The sequence below is a fragment of the Alphaproteobacteria bacterium LSUCC0719 genome (assembly GCA_040839025.1).
GTDB lineage: Bacteria > Pseudomonadota > Alphaproteobacteria > Puniceispirillales > Puniceispirillaceae > UBA8309.
The window spans coordinates 207,659-224,897 of the sequence record JBFPJN010000001.1; the positions used below are offsets into that span (position 1 = coordinate 207,659).

Annotated in this window: 16 protein-coding genes; 8 read left to right on the forward strand and 8 right to left on the reverse strand. The window is 54.8% G+C overall.

What is annotated here, in order from left to right; all coding sequences use genetic code 11:
• Positions 1-145 precede the first annotated feature (145 nt).
• Positions 146-1,966, forward strand: coding sequence for a glutamine--fructose-6-phosphate transaminase (isomerizing) (gene glmS, locus AB3X55_00960; protein ID MEX0502147.1), 1,821 nt, complete (start codon positions 146-148; stop codon positions 1,964-1,966).
• 723 nt (positions 1,967-2,689) lie between these two features.
• Positions 2,690-3,601, forward strand: coding sequence for an AraC family transcriptional regulator N-terminal domain-containing protein (locus AB3X55_00965; protein ID MEX0502148.1), 912 nt, complete (start codon positions 2,690-2,692; stop codon positions 3,599-3,601).
• A 42-nt stretch (positions 3,602-3,643) separates the two neighbouring features.
• Here the strand turns inward: AB3X55_00965 and AB3X55_00970 are convergent, their stop codons facing one another.
• Both AB3X55_00970 and AB3X55_00975 read right to left on the reverse strand, forming a co-directional pair.
• A complete protein-coding gene (locus tag AB3X55_00970) occupies positions 3,644-4,627 on the reverse strand; it encodes an SDR family NAD(P)-dependent oxidoreductase (protein ID MEX0502149.1) in 984 nt (327 codons plus the stop codon).
• 173 nt (positions 4,628-4,800) lie between these two features.
• Positions 4,801-5,238, reverse strand: coding sequence for a recombinase family protein (locus tag AB3X55_00975; protein MEX0502150.1), 438 nt, complete (start codon positions 5,236-5,238; stop codon positions 4,801-4,803).
• A 138-nt stretch (positions 5,239-5,376) separates the two neighbouring features.
• Here AB3X55_00975 and AB3X55_00980 point away from each other — a divergent pair, with 138 nt between their 5' ends.
• The 4 genes from AB3X55_00980 to AB3X55_00995 all read left to right on the forward strand — a co-directional run bounded on the left by AB3X55_00980 (position 5,377) and on the right by AB3X55_00995 (position 7,889).
• On the forward strand, positions 5,377-6,009 hold the full coding sequence (locus tag AB3X55_00980) for a hypothetical protein (protein ID MEX0502151.1): 633 nt from the start codon (positions 5,377-5,379) through the stop codon (positions 6,007-6,009).
• Positions 6,010-6,024: 15 nt separating this feature from the next.
• On the forward strand, positions 6,025-6,621 hold the full coding sequence (locus AB3X55_00985; protein MEX0502152.1) for a hypothetical protein: 597 nt from the start codon (positions 6,025-6,027) through the stop codon (positions 6,619-6,621).
• A gap of 345 nt (positions 6,622-6,966) precedes the next feature.
• Positions 6,967-7,434 carry an N-acetyltransferase family protein gene (locus tag AB3X55_00990; protein MEX0502153.1) on the forward strand — a complete coding sequence of 156 codons (468 nt, stop codon included), beginning with the start codon at positions 6,967-6,969 and terminating at the stop codon, positions 7,432-7,434.
• Positions 7,431-7,889, forward strand: coding sequence for a GNAT family acetyltransferase (locus tag AB3X55_00995; GenBank protein MEX0502154.1), 459 nt, complete (start codon positions 7,431-7,433; stop codon positions 7,887-7,889). Before AB3X55_00990 ends, AB3X55_00995 begins: the two co-directional genes overlap by 4 nt.
• A gap of 61 nt (positions 7,890-7,950) precedes the next feature.
• On the opposite strand, the gene AB3X55_01000 is transcribed toward AB3X55_00995, so the two are convergent.
• On the reverse strand, positions 7,951-10,107 hold the full coding sequence (locus AB3X55_01000; protein ID MEX0502155.1) for an LPS-assembly protein LptD: 2,157 nt from the start codon (positions 10,105-10,107) through the stop codon (positions 7,951-7,953).
• A gap of 100 nt (positions 10,108-10,207) precedes the next feature.
• Positions 10,208-11,371, reverse strand: a complete 1,164-nt coding sequence (locus tag AB3X55_01005; protein MEX0502156.1) for a glycosyltransferase family 4 protein — start codon at positions 11,369-11,371, stop codon at positions 10,208-10,210.
• Positions 11,372-11,485: 114 nt separating this feature from the next.
• Here AB3X55_01005 and AB3X55_01010 point away from each other — a divergent pair, with 114 nt between their 5' ends.
• Positions 11,486-12,427, forward strand: coding sequence for a glycosyltransferase family 9 protein (locus AB3X55_01010; GenBank protein MEX0502157.1), 942 nt, complete (start codon positions 11,486-11,488; stop codon positions 12,425-12,427).
• A gap of 6 nt (positions 12,428-12,433) precedes the next feature.
• Here the strand turns inward: AB3X55_01010 and AB3X55_01015 are convergent, their stop codons facing one another.
• The 3 genes from AB3X55_01015 to AB3X55_01025 all read right to left on the reverse strand — a co-directional run bounded on the left by AB3X55_01015 (position 12,434) and on the right by AB3X55_01025 (position 15,569).
• Entirely contained in the window at positions 12,434-12,985 is a 552-nt protein-coding gene (locus AB3X55_01015; protein ID MEX0502158.1) for a DUF924 family protein, read from the reverse strand.
• 50 nt (positions 12,986-13,035) lie between these two features.
• A complete protein-coding gene (locus AB3X55_01020) occupies positions 13,036-14,469 on the reverse strand; it encodes an FAD-binding oxidoreductase (protein MEX0502159.1) in 1,434 nt (477 codons plus the stop codon).
• A gap of 86 nt (positions 14,470-14,555) precedes the next feature.
• Positions 14,556-15,569 carry an L-threonylcarbamoyladenylate synthase gene (locus tag AB3X55_01025; protein MEX0502160.1) on the reverse strand — a complete coding sequence of 338 codons (1,014 nt, stop codon included), beginning with the start codon at positions 15,567-15,569 and terminating at the stop codon, positions 14,556-14,558.
• Positions 15,570-15,799: 230 nt separating this feature from the next.
• On the opposite strand from AB3X55_01025, the gene AB3X55_01030 reads away from it, so the two are divergent.
• Positions 15,800-16,489 carry an SOS response-associated peptidase gene (locus AB3X55_01030; GenBank protein MEX0502161.1) on the forward strand — a complete coding sequence of 230 codons (690 nt, stop codon included), beginning with the start codon at positions 15,800-15,802 and terminating at the stop codon, positions 16,487-16,489.
• Between the two features lie 6 nt (positions 16,490-16,495).
• On the opposite strand, the gene AB3X55_01035 is transcribed toward AB3X55_01030, so the two are convergent.
• The gene (locus AB3X55_01035) at positions 16,496-17,137 is read right to left on the reverse strand and encodes a DNA-3-methyladenine glycosylase (GenBank protein ID MEX0502162.1); all 642 of its coding nucleotides are present in this window, start codon (positions 17,135-17,137) and stop codon (positions 16,496-16,498) included.
• Between the last annotated feature and the right edge of the window lie 102 nt (positions 17,138-17,239).

Below are 17,239 nucleotides of genomic sequence, written 5' to 3' on the forward strand. Positions count from 1 at the left end.
TCGACGATGATTACCCTGCTGTGGAAAAAGAATGTGAATGGTGCTTTTTTCTGCCTTGGTCTGCCGCTATTGTGGGCGCCAAGTGACTATCAGGTTCGGATGCGCGGCGGGTGGCGTTCGGATCCCATCAAGCGGAGTCATGCTCATGTGCGGTATAGTTGGAGTTGTCGGCCTTCAGGATTGCGCGGACACGCTTCTTGATTCGCTGAAACGACTGGAATATCGGGGCTATGACTCCTCCGGAATCGTGACCCAGCTGGATGACGGGTTTGCGATGAACCGATCGGTTGGCAAGCTGAGCGCGCTGGCAGCCATAATGCAGGAAGCCCCGCTGGCCGGCCGTTCGGGACTTGGCCATACCAGATGGGCGACGCATGGCGGTGTGTCCGAGCGCAATGCGCACCCGCATATCGCCGGAAACAAGGTTGCCATTGTCCATAACGGCATCATCGAAAATCATGCAGCGCTGCGCGAGGATCTCTGCAAGGCAGGTCATGAATTTGCCAGCGAGACGGACTCAGAGGTGCTGGCGCATCTGTTTCTCGCCGCGTTTGACCGGGGATTGTCGGCGCGCGAGGCGGCGGCCGATGTGCTGTCCCGGATCGAGGGAACATTCGCCCTTGCCGCCATGCATATCGATCATCCGGACATGATGATTGTTGCCAGGAACGCATCACCGCTGGCCATCGGTCTTGGCGACGGGGCCAGCTATATCGGGTCCGATGCGGTTGCCCTGTCCCATCTCACCCGCAGTGTTATCTATCTGAAAGACAGGGATTTTGCCATTGTCACCCCCGACTCCGCGCAGGTCTTTGACGCCGCGGCGGTGCCTGTCAACCGCGAGGTGGTGATCGTTGCGGCCAGTCAGGGGCTTGTTGACAAGGGTGGCTATCGGCATTTCATGGAAAAGGAAATCCATGAACAGCCCGACGCCATTGCGCATACGCTGGCGGCAATGACGGGGGCTGACGGGACGCTGTCAACGCCCCTGTCGCGTGACGAGTTGCAGGCCATTGACGGCATTGTCATGCTGGCGGCCGGCACAAGCTATTATGCAGCGATGGTGGCGCGGTACTGGATTGAAGGTCTGGCACGTGTTCCGGTGTCTTGCGAGATCGCATCCGAATACAGGTACCGCAAGCCGGTCACCGGTTCATTCACCACCGCCATAGCGATTTCCCAGTCGGGGGAAAGCCTCGACACGCTGATGGCGATGCATCATGCCGGTGGGGCCGGATTGCGAACGATTGGACTGGTGAATGTTCCCGAAAGCACCATTGCCCGCGAGGCGAACCTCGTGATGCCAACACGTGCCGGGCCGGAGATTGGTGTTGCCAGCACCAAGGCGTTCACCGCACAGCTGACAGCGCTGATCTGTTTTGCAACGGCGCTGGCCGAGGCGAAGGGACAGATCGATGTCCGCCGGCGGGATGAAATCCACACCCATATCAAGGGGCTGCCCTCAATCATCGGCAAGGCGGTTGGCCTGTTTGATGATATCCGCCCGCTGGCACATTCGCTGATCAAGGCAAAATCGGCCCTGTATCTTGGGCGTGATGTTCTGTTCCCCATAGCGATGGAAGGGGCGCTGAAGCTCAAGGAACTCAGCTATATCCACGCTGAAGGCTTTGCGTCGGGTGAAATGAAGCATGGACCGATTGCGTTGATCGAGGATGGATTGCCTGTGATCGCGCTCCTGGCGGCTGACGAGGTCATGGACAAGGCGGCAAGCAATCTTCAGGAGGCCAAGGCCCGCGGTGCGCGGATCATTCTTGTTACCGAAGAACGCGCCGCCGGTGCAGGTGACTTTGCGGACGAGGTTGTCACGGTGCCGAACATCGACCCGCTTCTGGCACCGCTGCTGTTGACGGTGCCGGTGCAGATCCTTGCCTATCTGACAGCCTTTGAAAAGGGCACGGATGTCGACCAGCCACGCAATCTGGCCAAGTCCGTGACTGTAGAATAATTCATTGGTTTTATTGTATAAAAATACATTACAGACTGATAAGGTGAGCGTTTCTGTGGGTATGTATTTCTGATATTGCCCAATATCTTCGAAGTGAATTTATGAAATGTCTGTTTCAATCAAAAAATTAAGTGATGATGTCTTTGAGGTGACTGTTGCAAAAACCTCAATAACTACTCACACGGTGACAGTCACTGACCAAAGTCTTAGTGACCTTTCCGACAGCAATGTGACGAAGACACAATTGTTAGAGTTCTCGTTTAGGTTTCTTTTAGAGAGAGAACCAAACACATCCATCCTGTCATCATTCGATATCAACGTAATTTCGAGGTATTTCTCCGACTACAAAGATGAAGTCAGACGATGGTGCAATGAGAGTCAGAACTAAGGACTGTTATCTCTGTAATGACGCAAAGCAAGTCCTGTACAGGTGTCGATACGATGATTTGAAGGATTGGGTGTTTCTTTGTGGGAAGTGCCTGACGGACGTTAAATCAAGATTTGAGAAAACCTACCAATACGGTGGCACTTGGAAGAGTCAGAAAAGATAACCTGCCTAACTTGTTCGGTTAGAACCAGTAATTTTCGAATTATTCCTCTACAGAAATTTGTTAAATAATCCTATTGATTTGTCATTTTGTCCAAAAATAGTCGGTCTTACTTTATTTCATCTATCAATTTTCTTACGATGGATTAATCTCTGAACCTGATGACTGACTTAATATGAATAGAACGAATGAATTAGTTGATTTTATTTGTCAATTGTCAAAAAAGTCGATTGAATATAACGCCAAAGTTCCGATTGGAAATTCTTGGTTAGTGTTGACGAAAGAGAGCAGAAATACATCCCTTGAGTTTATAACTTATGAACCTGTTATTTGTATAATCATCCAAGGCGAAAAAGAAATCATTTCCTCAGGTGAGGTTGTGAGGGCGGGCGTTGGGCAGACTTTAATCATAACCCACGACATAAATGTTAAAGCACGAATTCAAGTTTCGGAAACTGATAGACCTTATCTTGCTATCGTAATTCCAATTGACGTTCAGAAGTTGCGTGACATTGCCCTTGAAATGTCATTTCGAGAGCAAGAGCGGCATAACCAAAGCGCAATAAGTGTAGGGACTACTTCATCTGAACTGGAAGATGCGGTTTTAAGGTATGTGAGACTTCTACAACGCCCACAAGAGATGGACATCTTAGCAACCAGTGTTCTTCGTGAAATTTACTTTCGTGTGCTAATCGATGAAGGGGCATCAATGTTGCGAGAACTTCTTATTGCAGATAGTCACGCCAACAAAATTCATCGGGCAGTTACTCATATTAAATCAAATTATCATTCAGATTTGTCTATTGATGAACTCACCAAATTGGTCGGAATGAGCACCTCTTCATTCCATGCACACTTCAGGAAAATAACAAAAACCACACCCAAAAAAATGCAAAGTGACCTTCGGTTAATGAAAGTGCGTGAACGTTTGCGTAACAGTGGGGAGACAGTTTCCAATCTTGCATACGAGGTGGGATATAATAGTCTTGCTCATTTGAGCAAAGAATATAAGGCAAAATTTGGTAGAAGTCCTTTGCAGGACAGGACTAGAGAGCAACTAGGTTACACAAATGCGGTTTGGAAATGATTTGACCCTCAGAAAAACCTTTTTCTAAGGGTCAGGGTTTAGTTAGGCAGTATTTCGTGCGAACAAACCTGCTGTAACACCGAAAACTTCACCAGTGATTTTTCTTCCTTGCTCACTTGCAAAATATCTCACTATTTCTCCAATATCAGCGGGTTCATATGCGCCCATCGGAAGTGGATTACGCCACTGTGTCATCAAATCTTCCAATCCATCCCATGTAGGGTTTTGGGGAGACATTGCCCCTAAAACGTAGTCATTGTTCATAAGGTCGGTTTTCACCACCGTTGGGCAAATAGCGTTACAGGTAACATTGTGTTTGCCCATGATTAGCGCAGTGCTCTTTGCTAATCCAATAACTGCCCATTTGGTTGCGGAATATATCGGAAACCATTCCTCACCTTGTCGTCCCAACACAGAAGAAATAATCGTTATTCCACCTGAGTTTTGTTCACGCATTATAGGCACTACTGATTGGACCGTCCTCACCGCACCTGTAACGTTGATATCGATAACAGTCTGAACCTCTTCATCAGTGAAATATTCAATCATACCTATTTGAGTAACGCCGGCATTAACAACAACATGGTCCAACGAACCAAACTGCTCGACTGTCTCACCAACCACTTGTGACATACGATTTCGGTCTCTCACATCTCCTTTGTAGACCGAACATTTGACACCATGCGATTCTATCTTTTCTCTCGCTTTGGATAAGTCACTTTCCCTTGCAAGTGGATAATTGACGCCAGGAAGGTCTTCTGCGACATCATAAAGAACAATGTTGGAACCTTCCTTAGCGAGCGCAATTGCGCTCGCTAGACCAATCCCTCGTGCGCCGCCTGTTATAAGTGATGTTGCACCGTCCATATTGAGGGCATTTTTATTGGTTGCACTTTCAGCAGCGCTAGTTTGGGAAGTTGCTCCAACAGCGGCAACCACACCTGCTCCAGCAGTTATAATTGCACTTCTTCTGCTTGGACTCTCTGGTTCTTTTGTTGGGTTATTTGTCTCATTTTTTGACTTCATCTTATGCTCCTGCAGTTTAATTAGACTCACATGTCGAATGAATTATTCATTCAGTGTGTGCAGAGCATACTGAGCGATGATTTAGAATGTTTGTGAGTTTCTACTTTGTTTTTGTAAAAACATACTAAAGTTCTGTGTCAGATGGGCATGACCTCTAGAGGCAGTTCTTAGTGTCACTTTTTTTCACTGTGAAACCCAAAATCACTCATCAAAATAGTTTTATCTACAACTTCCATGCTGAAGTCTGACCACACTTTTGGATACTCTCGGTTAAGCAACTCTTCCTTTGCTAACCTCTTCTTCAAGATGGAATGGACGTGAGCACCTCTGAACCGTTTGCCTCGCACGGTTAGGTATCCTTCCTTATTCATCCACTCAGCAATGGCATCAAAGGTCATTCCTTGCTCTCGATGCTCTGAAATGGTCTGATAGAGGAACAGTTGGTATTCGGAGTAATGATTGCCACTAAGGGCAGGGGAACGACAGGTGAGTGTGAAATTGAAAGTTAAGTCAGCAACAGAACTTGCACCCCTACACCGTCCTTTTGCTACGGTCGAGTAGGCGGGCCACCCACACCAGAATCCTTTAATGATCAGCCGGTTCGTCGGCACCAGACCATATAGCGACAGGTTCTCAGTATAATATTAGTTAAAACTAAATAAGAATTATGGAATAATAGATTTTTTATTTGTCTGTACCTTGACCAGATTAACCATCCGGCAGGGTCGATTTTTTAGAGGATATTGAAAATGAGCAAATTACGATGTGCCTATTTCACAGCTCTCCTGATCTTTGGGCTCACTCACGGTGCCGCCGCATTGACGTTGGAATCAGGGCAGGTTCTGTCCTCGGACGGGCAGGTCTATGACGGTGCCAGCCCCGAACAGCAGGAAGCCCTGATCGCAAAGTCAAAGGAAACAGGCTGGTTCGGCGCCGAGGGCAAGAAATCCGGCGTTCAGGGAAGCAGCGTCTATGTTGTTGTGCAGGATGAGCTTGTCTTTGTGCCGTTGAAAGATATCAAGGGCAAGTCCAAGGAAGGCATTACCAAGGTCATCAAGGACCGTATTGTCGATACCCTGATGGCGGATACCACAGCGAAGATCATTGCCAGCGAGGGCAGCATCGATCCAGAAACAATGGAGCGTCTCAACGAACTGGCCAATGATCCGGTGACAGCCGAGATCGCGGCGCAGATTGCCGAGGACGCCGCAGGCGACCCTGCCATGGCCGAGGCACTGACCGAGGCCACGCTGGCGATTGCCACGGTGGATATCGACAATGCTGCCGAGGTGGCGGCCGCCGAAGCAAGCTATGAAGCCGCCTTTGAGGCAGCCCATGCGCAAAAATGTGCCGGTGGGCCTGGCTCCGCCGACGGCTGTTGAATGGGGGGCGGTAGGATGATCAGACTAGTATGTCTCCTGTTCGCGATTGCCCCTCTGTTCACTGTCGTCACATCTGGTAGAGCCAATGCCCTGACATTGAAATCGGGAGAGGTGTTGTCGAGCGATGGTCAGGTCTATGCCGGCGCCTCGCCAGACCAGAAAGAGGCCATTATTGCCAGGTCGAAAAGCAGTGGCCTGTTTGGGGATGGCAAGAAAGCCGGAGTAAGCGGATCCAATATCTTTGTCGTTATCGGCGAGGATGTGGTGTTTGTTCCACTGACAGGTGTGCGTGGCAAGTCCAAGGAACAGATGATGGATATCATTGCAGATGCTGCCGGTGAACAGCTTGGCACCAATGCGCCTGATGCCTCTGACCTCGCGCGCGGCATAACCGAAGAGCATATCGAAGCAACCAAGGAGGAGGTGTCGGCGGCTCTGGCCTCTGTCGATATTGACGAGGCCGCAAGAGCTGCGACGGAAGCTGCCTGGGAAGGAATCTCCACGGCTGACCTTGAACAGGCCATCGAATATATCGAGGAGCATAATGCCCAGACCGATGCCGCGATCGCTGAGCATATGGCGGCGGAAGCTGCGCTTGGCGAAGGCCAGTAGGTCTGCCAACAGCCAGGCAGGTCTGCAAACACACTGTCGATCCAGCATCATCAGTCTGGATCGGCAGGCCCTGATCTGATGATCTGGCTGGACTTTGTGTCAGGTCAGAGTGTGGATGGCGGACCAAAAACAATTCCGGCTTCAGAACCGGATTATCTTCAAATTTGTAAAGAAATCGTTCAGTTGTGTTCGCAATCCTGTGCAGATGCGTGGCGGACATTGACGTCCTGCCGGGTGCATGTCACCGTCCGGTCCTGCGTGTGCAACCTGCCGAATTGCGGCGTCCCCCTTGCCATCGGGCGACTGAATTACCATTGGGCGACTGAGTCACAGGAGACTGAAACCATGATCACTGTCAGACCGGTAGAGGCCGCTGACCATGCCGGATGGGAGCGCCTGTATCGCGGCTATGCTGATTTTTATAGCGTTGCCACGGATGATGCGAAGCTGCAGACCTTCTTTGGGTGGCTGCTTGACCCCGTGCATGTATGCGAAGGCCTCGTTGCCCAGACAGCGTCGGGTGATCTTGTTGGTCTTGCGCATATACGGGCCATGCCGTCGCCATTGCGGGGGGCCGAGGTGGGGTTTCTTGACGATCTTTTTGTCGATCCGGAGCATCGGGGAAGTGGCGCTGCAGAAACACTGCTGCGTGAAATCGATACCATTGCGGCAGTGCGGGGATGGGATATTGTCAGGTGGATCACCCGGGACAACAACTACCGTGCCCGTAGTTTGTATGACCGGCTGGCAGTGCGTTCAGACTGGATAACCTATGAAATGACAGCAGCATCGACGGGCCGGAAAGAGGCATGAGTGATCCCCTTTTTGTGGTCAGGAATTTTCAGCCAGAAGATGCCGATGCCGTGGTCGCGCTCTGGGACGAGTGTGGCCTGATAAGAGCCTGGAACAACCCGCATCGGGATATCCTGCGCAAGCTTGCGGATCGCAATGGTGCTTTCTGGGTTGCGACATCGGCCGATGATGTCGCCGATGATGTCGCCGATGATGTCATTGCCTCGGTCATGATTGGATATGATGGGCACCGCGGCAGCATCAATTATCTCGCCGTGGCGGCCGCATGGCAGCGAACTGGCCTCGGTGCGCACCTGATGCGTCAGGCAGAGGCCTTTCTGGTGGACCAGGGCTGTCCCAAGGTAAATCTCTGTGTGCGCAAGGACAATGAAGCGGTGTGTGCCTTTTACAACCAGCTGGGCTATGCGGTTGATGATGTCCATCTGTTTGGCAAGCGGTTGATCCCCGATGACTGAGCTGGTCTGGAACGCCGCCGGGTTAAACACAGGCAATCAGCATCGGACTGGGCTGGCTGGATCAGGGTGAATTTGTCTTCCAGATATCTTTTTGTGTGATGGATCCAAGATATTTGAAATTGATCGTCAGCATGAACTGTTCATTGCCTGAAATATCCCGGTCGGCTTCGAGATCGCGGTCATAATCAAGCGTAAAGGTCAGACAGTCCTGAAGACCACCGGTCCACTGCAAAGCGGCCGTGGCGGAATCGCGTTTGCTGCGTCCGTTTGACAGATCCCAGACCTGCGTGCCCTTCACTGTCCATCCTTTTGGAAGGTCATATGACATGGTCAGTTTGAGTTCTTCAAGATTGGACGCGGCGCTTGCAAAGTATGATTGGGCCAGCTGCTGATGTTCGACGGTATAGCCGAATTTTCCATAGCTGCCGGTGATATTCGTCCGCGATTCGTTCAGTTCCAGGTCATTCGAGGCCATGCGTCCGGCCCAAGATGCCGAAACGGGCAGGTCCGGGTTGACGGACAGGCTCGCAACAATGTCCGACAGAGCGTCACGTTCATTGACCGCGAGTCCTTTGGAGGCTTTTCCTGACAGGCGATAGCTGGCGCCGACAAAGCCCGTGACATCACCGAGGATGGCATCTCTGGCAATTGCTGAAACGCCCATATCGGCGCGTGAACCCGGTTGCAGGTAGTCATAACCCTGATAGCGGTTCAGCAGGAAAAGATTGCCTTCGTCGATGCGGTAGTCGGCAGAATCACGGTTTGGAATGTCGTCGGTCTTGTTGAGGCCGCCGACATGCACAAATTGCAAGCGAGGCTCGAGAATTGTCGAGCGATTGCGCGTGCTGACCGCGATTGGCACGCGCCAGCCTGCTGACACCAGTGGCGTCAGGCGGCTGATATCATCGGTCTTTGTGGTGGCGGCTGCCGGTTTTTTCTGAATGCTGTAATGGGCGCCGATTGCGGCTGCCTTCAGGTCGGTAACGACGCGTCCGGTCCTGATTTCGTCGCGCAGCTCTATATTGCCCGTCCATCTTGACATGTTGTGGCCATCATCATTGTCCACCTGAATGGCGGTGATTTCGGTTTTCAGTCTTTGTCCGGGGCGCAGGCCGGGTGTGATCTTTTCATAGACAACATGCGGCAGGATTGTTGGTTCACGGTCCGGGGTATCGGCTGCGTTCAAACCCTGGATATCCGATACTTCAACACGGTAATAGCGATCTCGCCTCAGCCGTTCAGCCACCACATCGGACTGAAGTTTGGTGTCGCCGTTGAACTTGTAGCGGCGCATGAATGTATCCTGGCTTGCGCGGCGCAGTCGGGCCTTCACATCCCACCCGTTTCCAATTCGTGCCCCATAACCGGCATCAATCGCCGCGACGGATTCGCGATTTTTCTTGTAGGTTTCAACAGACGCCGTGTACAGGCTGACGCCAAGTTCGGACCTGTCCCAATATTGACGGTAACGTGTTCGCAGCGCCTTGCCGCGACGCTGATAGATGAAGGGCGTAAATTCTACGTCGCGCGTATCGTCGATGACCATGAAATAGGGTATTGAGGACGTGAACCCAAGATCGGTGTTTAGCAAGAACGTCGGCGTCAGGAAGCCGCTTTGCCGCCGCACCGTCCAGTCTGGATGCGCGAGATAGGGAAGATAGCCAATCGGCACATTCATGATGTGCATCCGCACGTTCCGATGCACGATCGTCTTGGTCTCGACATTATGTCTGGTTGATGTCGCCCTTAGGTCCCAGATGGGTGTTTCGCCGTTTTCAAAATCGCAGTTGCAGGCGCTGAACCGCGACGCATCAAAAATCGACAGGCTCTCCGTTTTGATGTCACCATCTTTGGCGGTGAAGAATGACCCGTCAGGATTGCGGGTGCGCAGCGTCTCGGCAATGATGTGGGTAAACTCGCTGTCCAGTGTCATCACATCGGATTTATGTGTTGTCCCGTTGGTTTCGACGAAAACGACATTGCCGTTGGCGACAGCCCGGTCTTCGTTCTTGTTGTATCTGACCTCATCAGCTGAAAGGGTCATCCCGGCCTGCTTCATGATCACATTGCCGGTGGCGAAAAGGCTCCCGTCCTCTTCATTGATTGCAACACTGTCAGCCTCGAAACTGATCTCACCTTCGGCAGCGAATGACACGCTGAACCAGCCCAGACCCAGAATCAGAAGTATAAGAACGCGCAACATGTGATTGAATAGCATTCAGCTTTCACTCCCACAGGACAGTCATAACAGCTAGCGTGTTTTTTGCGCCAAGTCCATCCGCCGTCACTATTTCACAGTGCCATGCCACGCTGTCATTTCAGGAACCAGCCTTTGATATCAGCGCGGTGGCTCTGATGGAATCGGCGTCGGCCGCCATCTGGTCCGCGGTGAACGGAAAATCGCTCCATGCCCGCTGCTGCAGCATTGTGCGATAGTCGTCGTCATTGACAAGTTTGCCAAGTGCATCTGCAAACCCCTGCACATCGGGCGTATCGACAATATGGGCCCGTCCCTCGGCAACCTCGGGAATGCCGCCGCGTCGCGTTGTCAAAAGCGCGCTTCCGGCGGCAAGTGCCTCCAACACCGCCTTTGGCATCGGGTCATGCCAGATTGACGGGCAGGCGATAATGGCCGCTTTCTGCTGCAGCTCATGGACCTGTTCCAGCGGCAGAAATCCTGTCATCCGAGCCTGTGTGCCAAGTGGTTCGAGCGCCTTGGCAATCTGGCCTTCATAGCTTCCCGGTGCGCTGTCCTCAAAGCGGCGTGCGCCGGCGATCACAATGTCCCACTCAGGGTGATCCGGCATCACCTTTGCCAGTGCCTGGGCAAATTCCAGAATGCCCTTTTCGGGAACCATCCGGCCTGCAAGCAGGATCATCTTCTCCTTTGCCGCTGGTGCCTTCAGCCATCTTGTGGCGCCATTACGTGCCGTTGCCACTTTGCTGGCAAGCTCTCCCGCATCGGCAATTCCGTCGAGGAAACAATCCCGGATATGGTCACTGACGCAGATCACCGCCGACAGGCTGGAAAGCAGTTTGCGCCGATCCGATACCGTTCGGCTTCCTTTCATCTCACGGGGGTCATTGTGAAGATAGAGCGCCACGCGCATGTCCGGGCGCCTGGCTTTCAGATAGGCGGCAACATGGCATCTGCTGTGAACCTCGACGAGGTCGGGCGGCGGGGCGTCCCGCAGCGCATGCAGATAGGCCGCAGCGAGGCCTATATTGCTGCCATGAAGCCATTGATGGCGGGGGTGAAGTCCAAGAAAGACAGTATCGTCGAATGGTTGGTCGACAGCTGTGCCGACAATGCGGAAACAGGCCGGTGTGGCGCTGCTTCGGATCTGGTCCAGCACAACACCGGAAATGGCGCCGGCATTCGCCGGGCCAAAACGTTCCTTCGACGGCAGCAGGATATCAATCCGCGGTAGCGGCGTGATATTGGCAAGTGAGGCTGTCGGCGCTGGCGTGGCAGATGGCATGAAGCGTCGTGGTCCTGATGGCATGATTGATGGCGGAATATGGCCAGTCTATGCTACAGCCTTGGCAAGATGAAAGACTTTGCGTGTTTGCAGAGCTTATTATCAAAAAAATTGATGAAAGGTCTCCGGGTGAACGAGCAGCGTATTCTGGTGATCAAGCATGGTGCCCTTGGCGATCTGGTCCAGGGATTCGACGCCTTTGCCGGTTTGCGGGTCGGCAGGCCGGATGCCCACATAACGCTGCTGACATCGCCCGCCTTTGCTGCTTTTTCACGACGGACACCCTGGTTCGACGAAGTTGTTGAAGATCCCCGCGCATCGGTGATCAATCTGCCTCAGCTGTTTCGCATGCGCCGCTTTCTTCAGTCCGGCTGGGATATGGTTGTCGACTTGCAATGCAGCCGGCGAACGGCCCGCTATCATCAATTCCTGGTCTCGTCCGACACGCGCTGGTTTGGTACCGCAGCTGGTGCCAGCGACCCCTATCCGGATTTCACCGGCGTGAACAACGCTGACAGAATGAGGGTGGCCATTGCGATGGCGGGCGGGGATGCAGATGCGCGGGCGTCTCTTGACTGGCTTGCATCTGGCGGCGGCGCAGCTCATGACGGCAGGGATGCGGTCATTCTCGTTCCAGGATGCTCGATAGCAAAGCCAAGCAAACGATGGCCGGCAGCGTCCTATGCGGCACTGGCAAACAGCTTTCTCGCCGAGGGCCGCAAAGTGGTGATTGTTGGCACAGCTGCGGACCGCGAGGCTGCCGATGCGGTGCTTGGTGACGCTCCGGACTGTCTTGATTTGGTTGGGCAAACCAGCCTCGATGCGTTGGCTGACCTGTTCCGCAAGGCCTATGCTGTCATTGGCAATGATACAGGTCCGGTTTTTCTGGCGGCAAGGACTGGCGTGGCCACCCTGATGGTGATGGGTGGTGATACCGACCCGTCAATGTCGGCGCCCGTTGGCGCGCGGGCTGGATGGGTCAGGCAGGACGATGTCGCCAACGTCACCCTGCAGCAGGCAATCGACGCGCTGGCCACACTTCGTGCGGACGCCTGACAGGCTTCAGAATGACGACCCGGGCTGTTTCAGAAATTCGATTTCCTCGTCACGCGACGGCCGCCCAAGAATGGCGTTGCGATGCGGAAAGCGGCCAAAGCGCGCAATAATGTCGCGGTGCTTCACTGCATATTCATGGGTCAACGGGCCGGTCAGCCGTTCAAAAAGTGGCAGCGACATTTCCTGAATGGCCAGATCCTCGCTGTGCATCATTGGCATCAGCATGAATTGTCGCCATGCCGCGTCATCATGGGCCAGATAATCCCGGTCGACACAGCGAAGGCTCAACGCCAGCGCCATGTCATCGCCCGAAAATGCCTGCGGGGTGTCGCGATAGATGTTGCGCGTGAACTGGTCAAGCACAAGGATCAGCGCCAGACACCCCGCCGCATTGTCCGCCCAGCCATCCAGCCGCGAGGCCAGTGCCGCCACAACGGTTGTTTCAAACCTGTCGCGGATGGCGTCATCGAATGCGGGATCCTTCTTGTACCATTGCGCAGGTGTGCTTTCCTCGAACCAGAAGGCAAGAACCGCCTCTGATGATTGTGGCTTTGGCATGAAAGTCTCCAGGATTTGCCGCCGGGATGCGCTGACAGGTGCTGTGCTGCTCAGATCATCTTACCCGGATTCATCAAATTTTTTGGATCGATCGACGCCTTGATGGCTCTCATCACATCAAGCACTTCCGGGGCCTTGACCTTGGCAAGCTGCGCGCGTTTTGTCTGGCCAATGCCATGTTCGGCACTTATGGATCCGCCATATTTGGCGACCTTGTCATAGATCAGGTCGTACAGATCCGCTTTTTTCACGTCGAAGTCACTGTTGCTTCGTTCGTCTGCCACAAGATTGAAATGCAGATTGCCGTCGCCGATATGGCCATATCCACAGATCCACAGATTGGGGTCAATGGCTTTCACCCCGTCCACCATTTCGGCATAGAAGGGCGCGAGCGAGGACTGTGCCAGCGATATGTCGGACCGGGCCACCGCCTTTGACAGTTTGTGCGACTCCGGCGCCATCTCGCGAACATCCCACAATGCGCGGCGCTGCGCTTCGCTGGCGGCGATGGTGGCATCAAGCACCAGCCCATCTTCAAAGGCGCTGGCCAGCGTATCCTGAATAATTGTCTGCAACGGTGCCTGACCTGTTTCATCGGCCATGCCGCTGGCCGGATTGGTGCTGGCGATTTCCATCAGCACATTCATCGCGCCGCGGGTGGCAAGCGGCTGCGGGATGTTGGGAAAATGCCGAAACACAACATGCAGAATATCGGCCGGGATCAGTTCAAACGCCTCAACACCGCCGCCTGAAGCCGCCTGAAGCCGGTGCAGCAGCTGCACTGCCGCTTCGACATCACGAACTTCAGCAAAGGCGGTGGCGCGTGCAGCAGGTTGCGGAAACAGCTTCATGGTGGCGGCAGTGATCACGCCAAGTGTGCCTTCGGAGCCAACGAAAAGATGCCGAAGGTCATAGCCTGTATTGTCCTTGCGCAATCCGCTGAGAAGGTTCAGCACGCGCCCTCCCATCAGAACAACCTCGACACCAAGTGTCAGGTCACGCGTGGTGCCATAGCGCACGACGTTCAGACCGCCGGCATTGGTGCCCAGATTCCCGCCAATGGTGCAGCTTCCCTTGGCGGCGAGATTCAGCGGGAAATACAGGCCCTCTGCCTCGGTGGCTTCATGCAGCGTTTGCAGAACGCACCCCGCTTCGACTATCATAGACATGTTGGTGGGATCGATCTCGCGTATGCGGTTCATCCGCCGCAGTGACAGAACGATGCTGTGGCCCGTCTCGTCAGGCGTGGCCCCTCCCATGAATCCGGTATTGCCACCCTGTGGCACGACCACGATGTCATGCGCATCGGCAAAGGCCATCACCTGTGAAACCTGATCCGTCGTGTCGGGCATCACAACGGCAAGCGCCTGGCCATGATACTGGCCATGCCAGTCGGTCAGAAATGACGACGTCTCGGCGCTGTCGGTTTTCAGCCCGGCGTCACCGACGATATTATGAAGGCCTTTGATCAGATCTGTGGACAAGGTGGGTGTCTCCTTCGGATTTGGAACGCCATCATAGCCCCGTCGGTGGCGTGACGACAACCGACGCAACGCCGCGGACGACTCTGTTATGCGTCTTTGTATGCGTCTGTGCGGGGTGCCGCCGCGCGGCGCAACCTGTCATTGATGGCCTCACCAATTCCATCCGTGGGAATGGGCGCCACGCCGATGATCGTGCTGTCATGGGCATCGGCCCGATGCAGCATCTCAAACAGATTGGCGGCGGCCTCGACAAGATCACCTGTCGGGCTGAGATTGATCTTTTCCGTCCCGTCTCCCTGAATATCGGCAAAGCCGATCAGTTCCATGCCGGGTTTGGCATGTGTGACATTCATTTCCAGTGCGGCGCGGGGTGCATAATGGCTTGCCAGCATTCCGGGGCTGGCGGGTTGGCCGGACTCGGATGCCGGTATCGTTGTTGCCAGTTCCAGACCCGATATGACAAGGCATGCTGCCAGTTCTTCACGCGTAATGCCGCCGGGCCGCAATATGACCGCCTTGTCGCCACTGCAATCGACGACGGTTGATTCAACGCCGCTGTCACAGCGCCCCCCGTCAAGAATGATATCGACCCTGCCGGCCAATCCAGCCATGACATGCGCGGCGCGTGTCGGGCTGATGCGGCCTGACGGATTGGCGCTTGGCGCGGCCACCGGGCCGCCAAAAATCGACAGCATCCGGCGTGCGGCGTCACTTGCCGGCACACGAATGGCGATGCTGTCGAGACCGGCACTTGTCAGACGGGCAATCGGGCAATCGGGCTGTCGTGACAGCACCAGTGTCAACGGTCCGGGCCAGAAACGGTCGGCCAGTGCGCGTGCCGCCGGTGTTTCAACACCCAGTGCAAATGCGTGTTCCGCAGTATCGACATGGCTGATCAACGGGTTGAAGGCAGGGCGACCCTTGGCGGCAAAGATGGCGGCAACGGCTTCGGCGTTGCAGGCGTCCCCACCCAGCCCGTAGACGGTTTCGGTTGGAAAGGCGACGAGGCCCCCATTCGCAAGCATCGCGGCACCCGCCTCCAGAGCCGATGGCGATACATCTAGGCATTGTGTCTGCCGTTCCCGGCCTGTCCCGGACATTGCCTGTTATCCTTGTGAAAATACAGTGACGCGGGTGTAGCGCAGCTTGCCTGTCAGTGCCACCGAATTTCATCTCCGAAGGTCGCCACCGAAGGATGCCCATGATCATATCCATCAGGCGCGTATCGTGATTAACCATGCGCTCGATATCGGCAGATGCATGCCCCCTCGCTTTCCGACGGGAATTTGATAAAAGGGTCGAAGCAAGTTTCATTTCACGGGGCCTGAGCATGTGTGGCCGTTTCACAAGCACGGCATCGCCTGAAGAACTGATGCGTCTGTTCGGCGTCACGGTGATGGACAATCTGCGGCCACGATGGAATGTGGCCCCGTCGCAACCCGCGCTTGTCATTGCCCAGACCGGACTTCAGCCTGAAGCGCGGTCTGTCCCCTGGGGTCTGCCACCGGCCGGCGAGGGCCGCAGTTTCCTGATCAATGCACGAATGGAAACGGTTGCCGAGAAGCCCACTTTTCGGGAGTCCTTCATGAATCGTCGTTGTCTGGTCGTCGCCAGCGGATGGTATGAATGGTCGGCCCCCAAGACGCCCTGGCATGTTCAGCTTTCCGATGGCGGCGTGATGGCGTTTGGCGGCTTGTTGGTGCGGCGCGGCAATGAGGACAGGTTCGTCATTATGACAAGCGCTGCGAATGGCGATCTTGCCTCGATACATCATCGGCAACCGCTGGTCTTGTCGCCCGACAGATGGCAGCGTTGGCTGACAGGGACGGGGGCGGATGCCGCCGAACTGTGTGTCGCCGCCCCGGCAAGCTGGTTCAACTGGTACCGGGTCGGACCGGCTGTCGGCCGGGTCGCACAGGATCATCCTGAACTGGTGACGCCGCTGGATGACGCCGCGCTCGCCGCCGAACGCAGCGGCGCCAGGGTGCCGCAAGACGGGCAGGGCGATCTGTTCGGCTAGGGTCGGCTAGATGTCGGCAACGGTGACCTTGCGAACCTCGATGGCATACAGATGCCACAACACCAGCGCGCCCGCGCCCCGATAGGGCCGCCAGGGCTGTGCCAGCTCTTCCATCGCCGCGGGGGCAGGGCGTGTCGGCAATGATTTCAAACGCCGCATCGCCTCTTGCAAGGCCACATCATTGGCCGGCCAGGCATCCATGTCGGCAAGCGCAAAAAGCCTGAAATTGTCGGCTGTCCATGCGCCGACACCACGCAGCCTGACAAGGCGCTGCTGCACTGCATCTCCGGGCATGGTTGCCAGACTTGCCAGATCAAGACGCCCGCTGACAATTTCGTCGGCGAGGCCGATCAGATATTCCGCCTTCCGGCGTGACAGCCCGGCTGTCATCATCCGGTCCGGCGTCATTCTGGCAACATTTTCAATGCTGGTCAGATCCTGCGCCCGCATTTTGCCCAGAATGGCCGCCGCCGCCGCCCGCGAGACCTGCTGGCCGACGATGGCGCGTGCCAGCGTGTCGTAGGATGCTGGCAGTGACCTGTCTGGCGGCGGGCCATAGGCGGCGAGGATACGGGCAATATCGGCATCACGGGCCGCGAGCGCGTCGAGCGCGCCGCCTTCGCCATGACCGGCATCGTGAAACAGCATTTGCTGCATTCTGCTCATGCTGTGCAGGATAGCAGTGGCAGTGGAGCTGGCCAACAGGGGCCAATGGAACCAAAAGACGATCGCAGGCAGTTTGCTAAATTG

What these genes read in the sequence shown, in the direction of transcription:
- AB3X55_01015 (MEX0502158.1), bottom strand. Translation starts at nt 12,985, where the DNA reads ATGCCAAAGCCACAATCATCAGAGGCGGTTCTTGCCTTCTGGTTCGAG.
- AB3X55_01030 (MEX0502161.1), top strand. Translation starts at nt 15,800, where the DNA reads ATGTGTGGCCGTTTCACAAGCACGGCATCGCCTGAAGAACTGATGCGT.
- AB3X55_01010 (MEX0502157.1), top strand. Translation starts at nt 11,486, where the DNA reads ATGAAAGGTCTCCGGGTGAACGAGCAGCGTATTCTGGTGATCAAGCAT.
- glmS (MEX0502147.1), top strand. Translation starts at nt 146, where the DNA reads ATGTGCGGTATAGTTGGAGTTGTCGGCCTTCAGGATTGCGCGGACACG.
- AB3X55_01025 (MEX0502160.1), bottom strand. Translation starts at nt 15,569, where the DNA reads ATGTCCGGGACAGGCCGGGAACGGCAGACACAATGCCTAGATGTATCG.
- AB3X55_00985 (MEX0502152.1), top strand. Translation starts at nt 6,025, where the DNA reads ATGATCAGACTAGTATGTCTCCTGTTCGCGATTGCCCCTCTGTTCACT.
- AB3X55_00980 (MEX0502151.1), top strand. Translation starts at nt 5,377, where the DNA reads ATGAGCAAATTACGATGTGCCTATTTCACAGCTCTCCTGATCTTTGGG.
- AB3X55_00965 (MEX0502148.1), top strand. Translation starts at nt 2,690, where the DNA reads ATGAATAGAACGAATGAATTAGTTGATTTTATTTGTCAATTGTCAAAA.
- AB3X55_00970 (MEX0502149.1), bottom strand. Translation starts at nt 4,627, where the DNA reads ATGAAGTCAAAAAATGAGACAAATAACCCAACAAAAGAACCAGAGAGT.
- AB3X55_01005 (MEX0502156.1), bottom strand. Translation starts at nt 11,371, where the DNA reads ATGCCATCTGCCACGCCAGCGCCGACAGCCTCACTTGCCAATATCACG.
- AB3X55_01035 (MEX0502162.1), bottom strand. Translation starts at nt 17,137, where the DNA reads ATGCTGTTTCACGATGCCGGTCATGGCGAAGGCGGCGCGCTCGACGCG.
- AB3X55_00995 (MEX0502154.1), top strand. Translation starts at nt 7,431, where the DNA reads ATGAGTGATCCCCTTTTTGTGGTCAGGAATTTTCAGCCAGAAGATGCC.
- AB3X55_00990 (MEX0502153.1), top strand. Translation starts at nt 6,967, where the DNA reads ATGATCACTGTCAGACCGGTAGAGGCCGCTGACCATGCCGGATGGGAG.
- AB3X55_01000 (MEX0502155.1), bottom strand. Translation starts at nt 10,107, where the DNA reads ATGCTATTCAATCACATGTTGCGCGTTCTTATACTTCTGATTCTGGGT.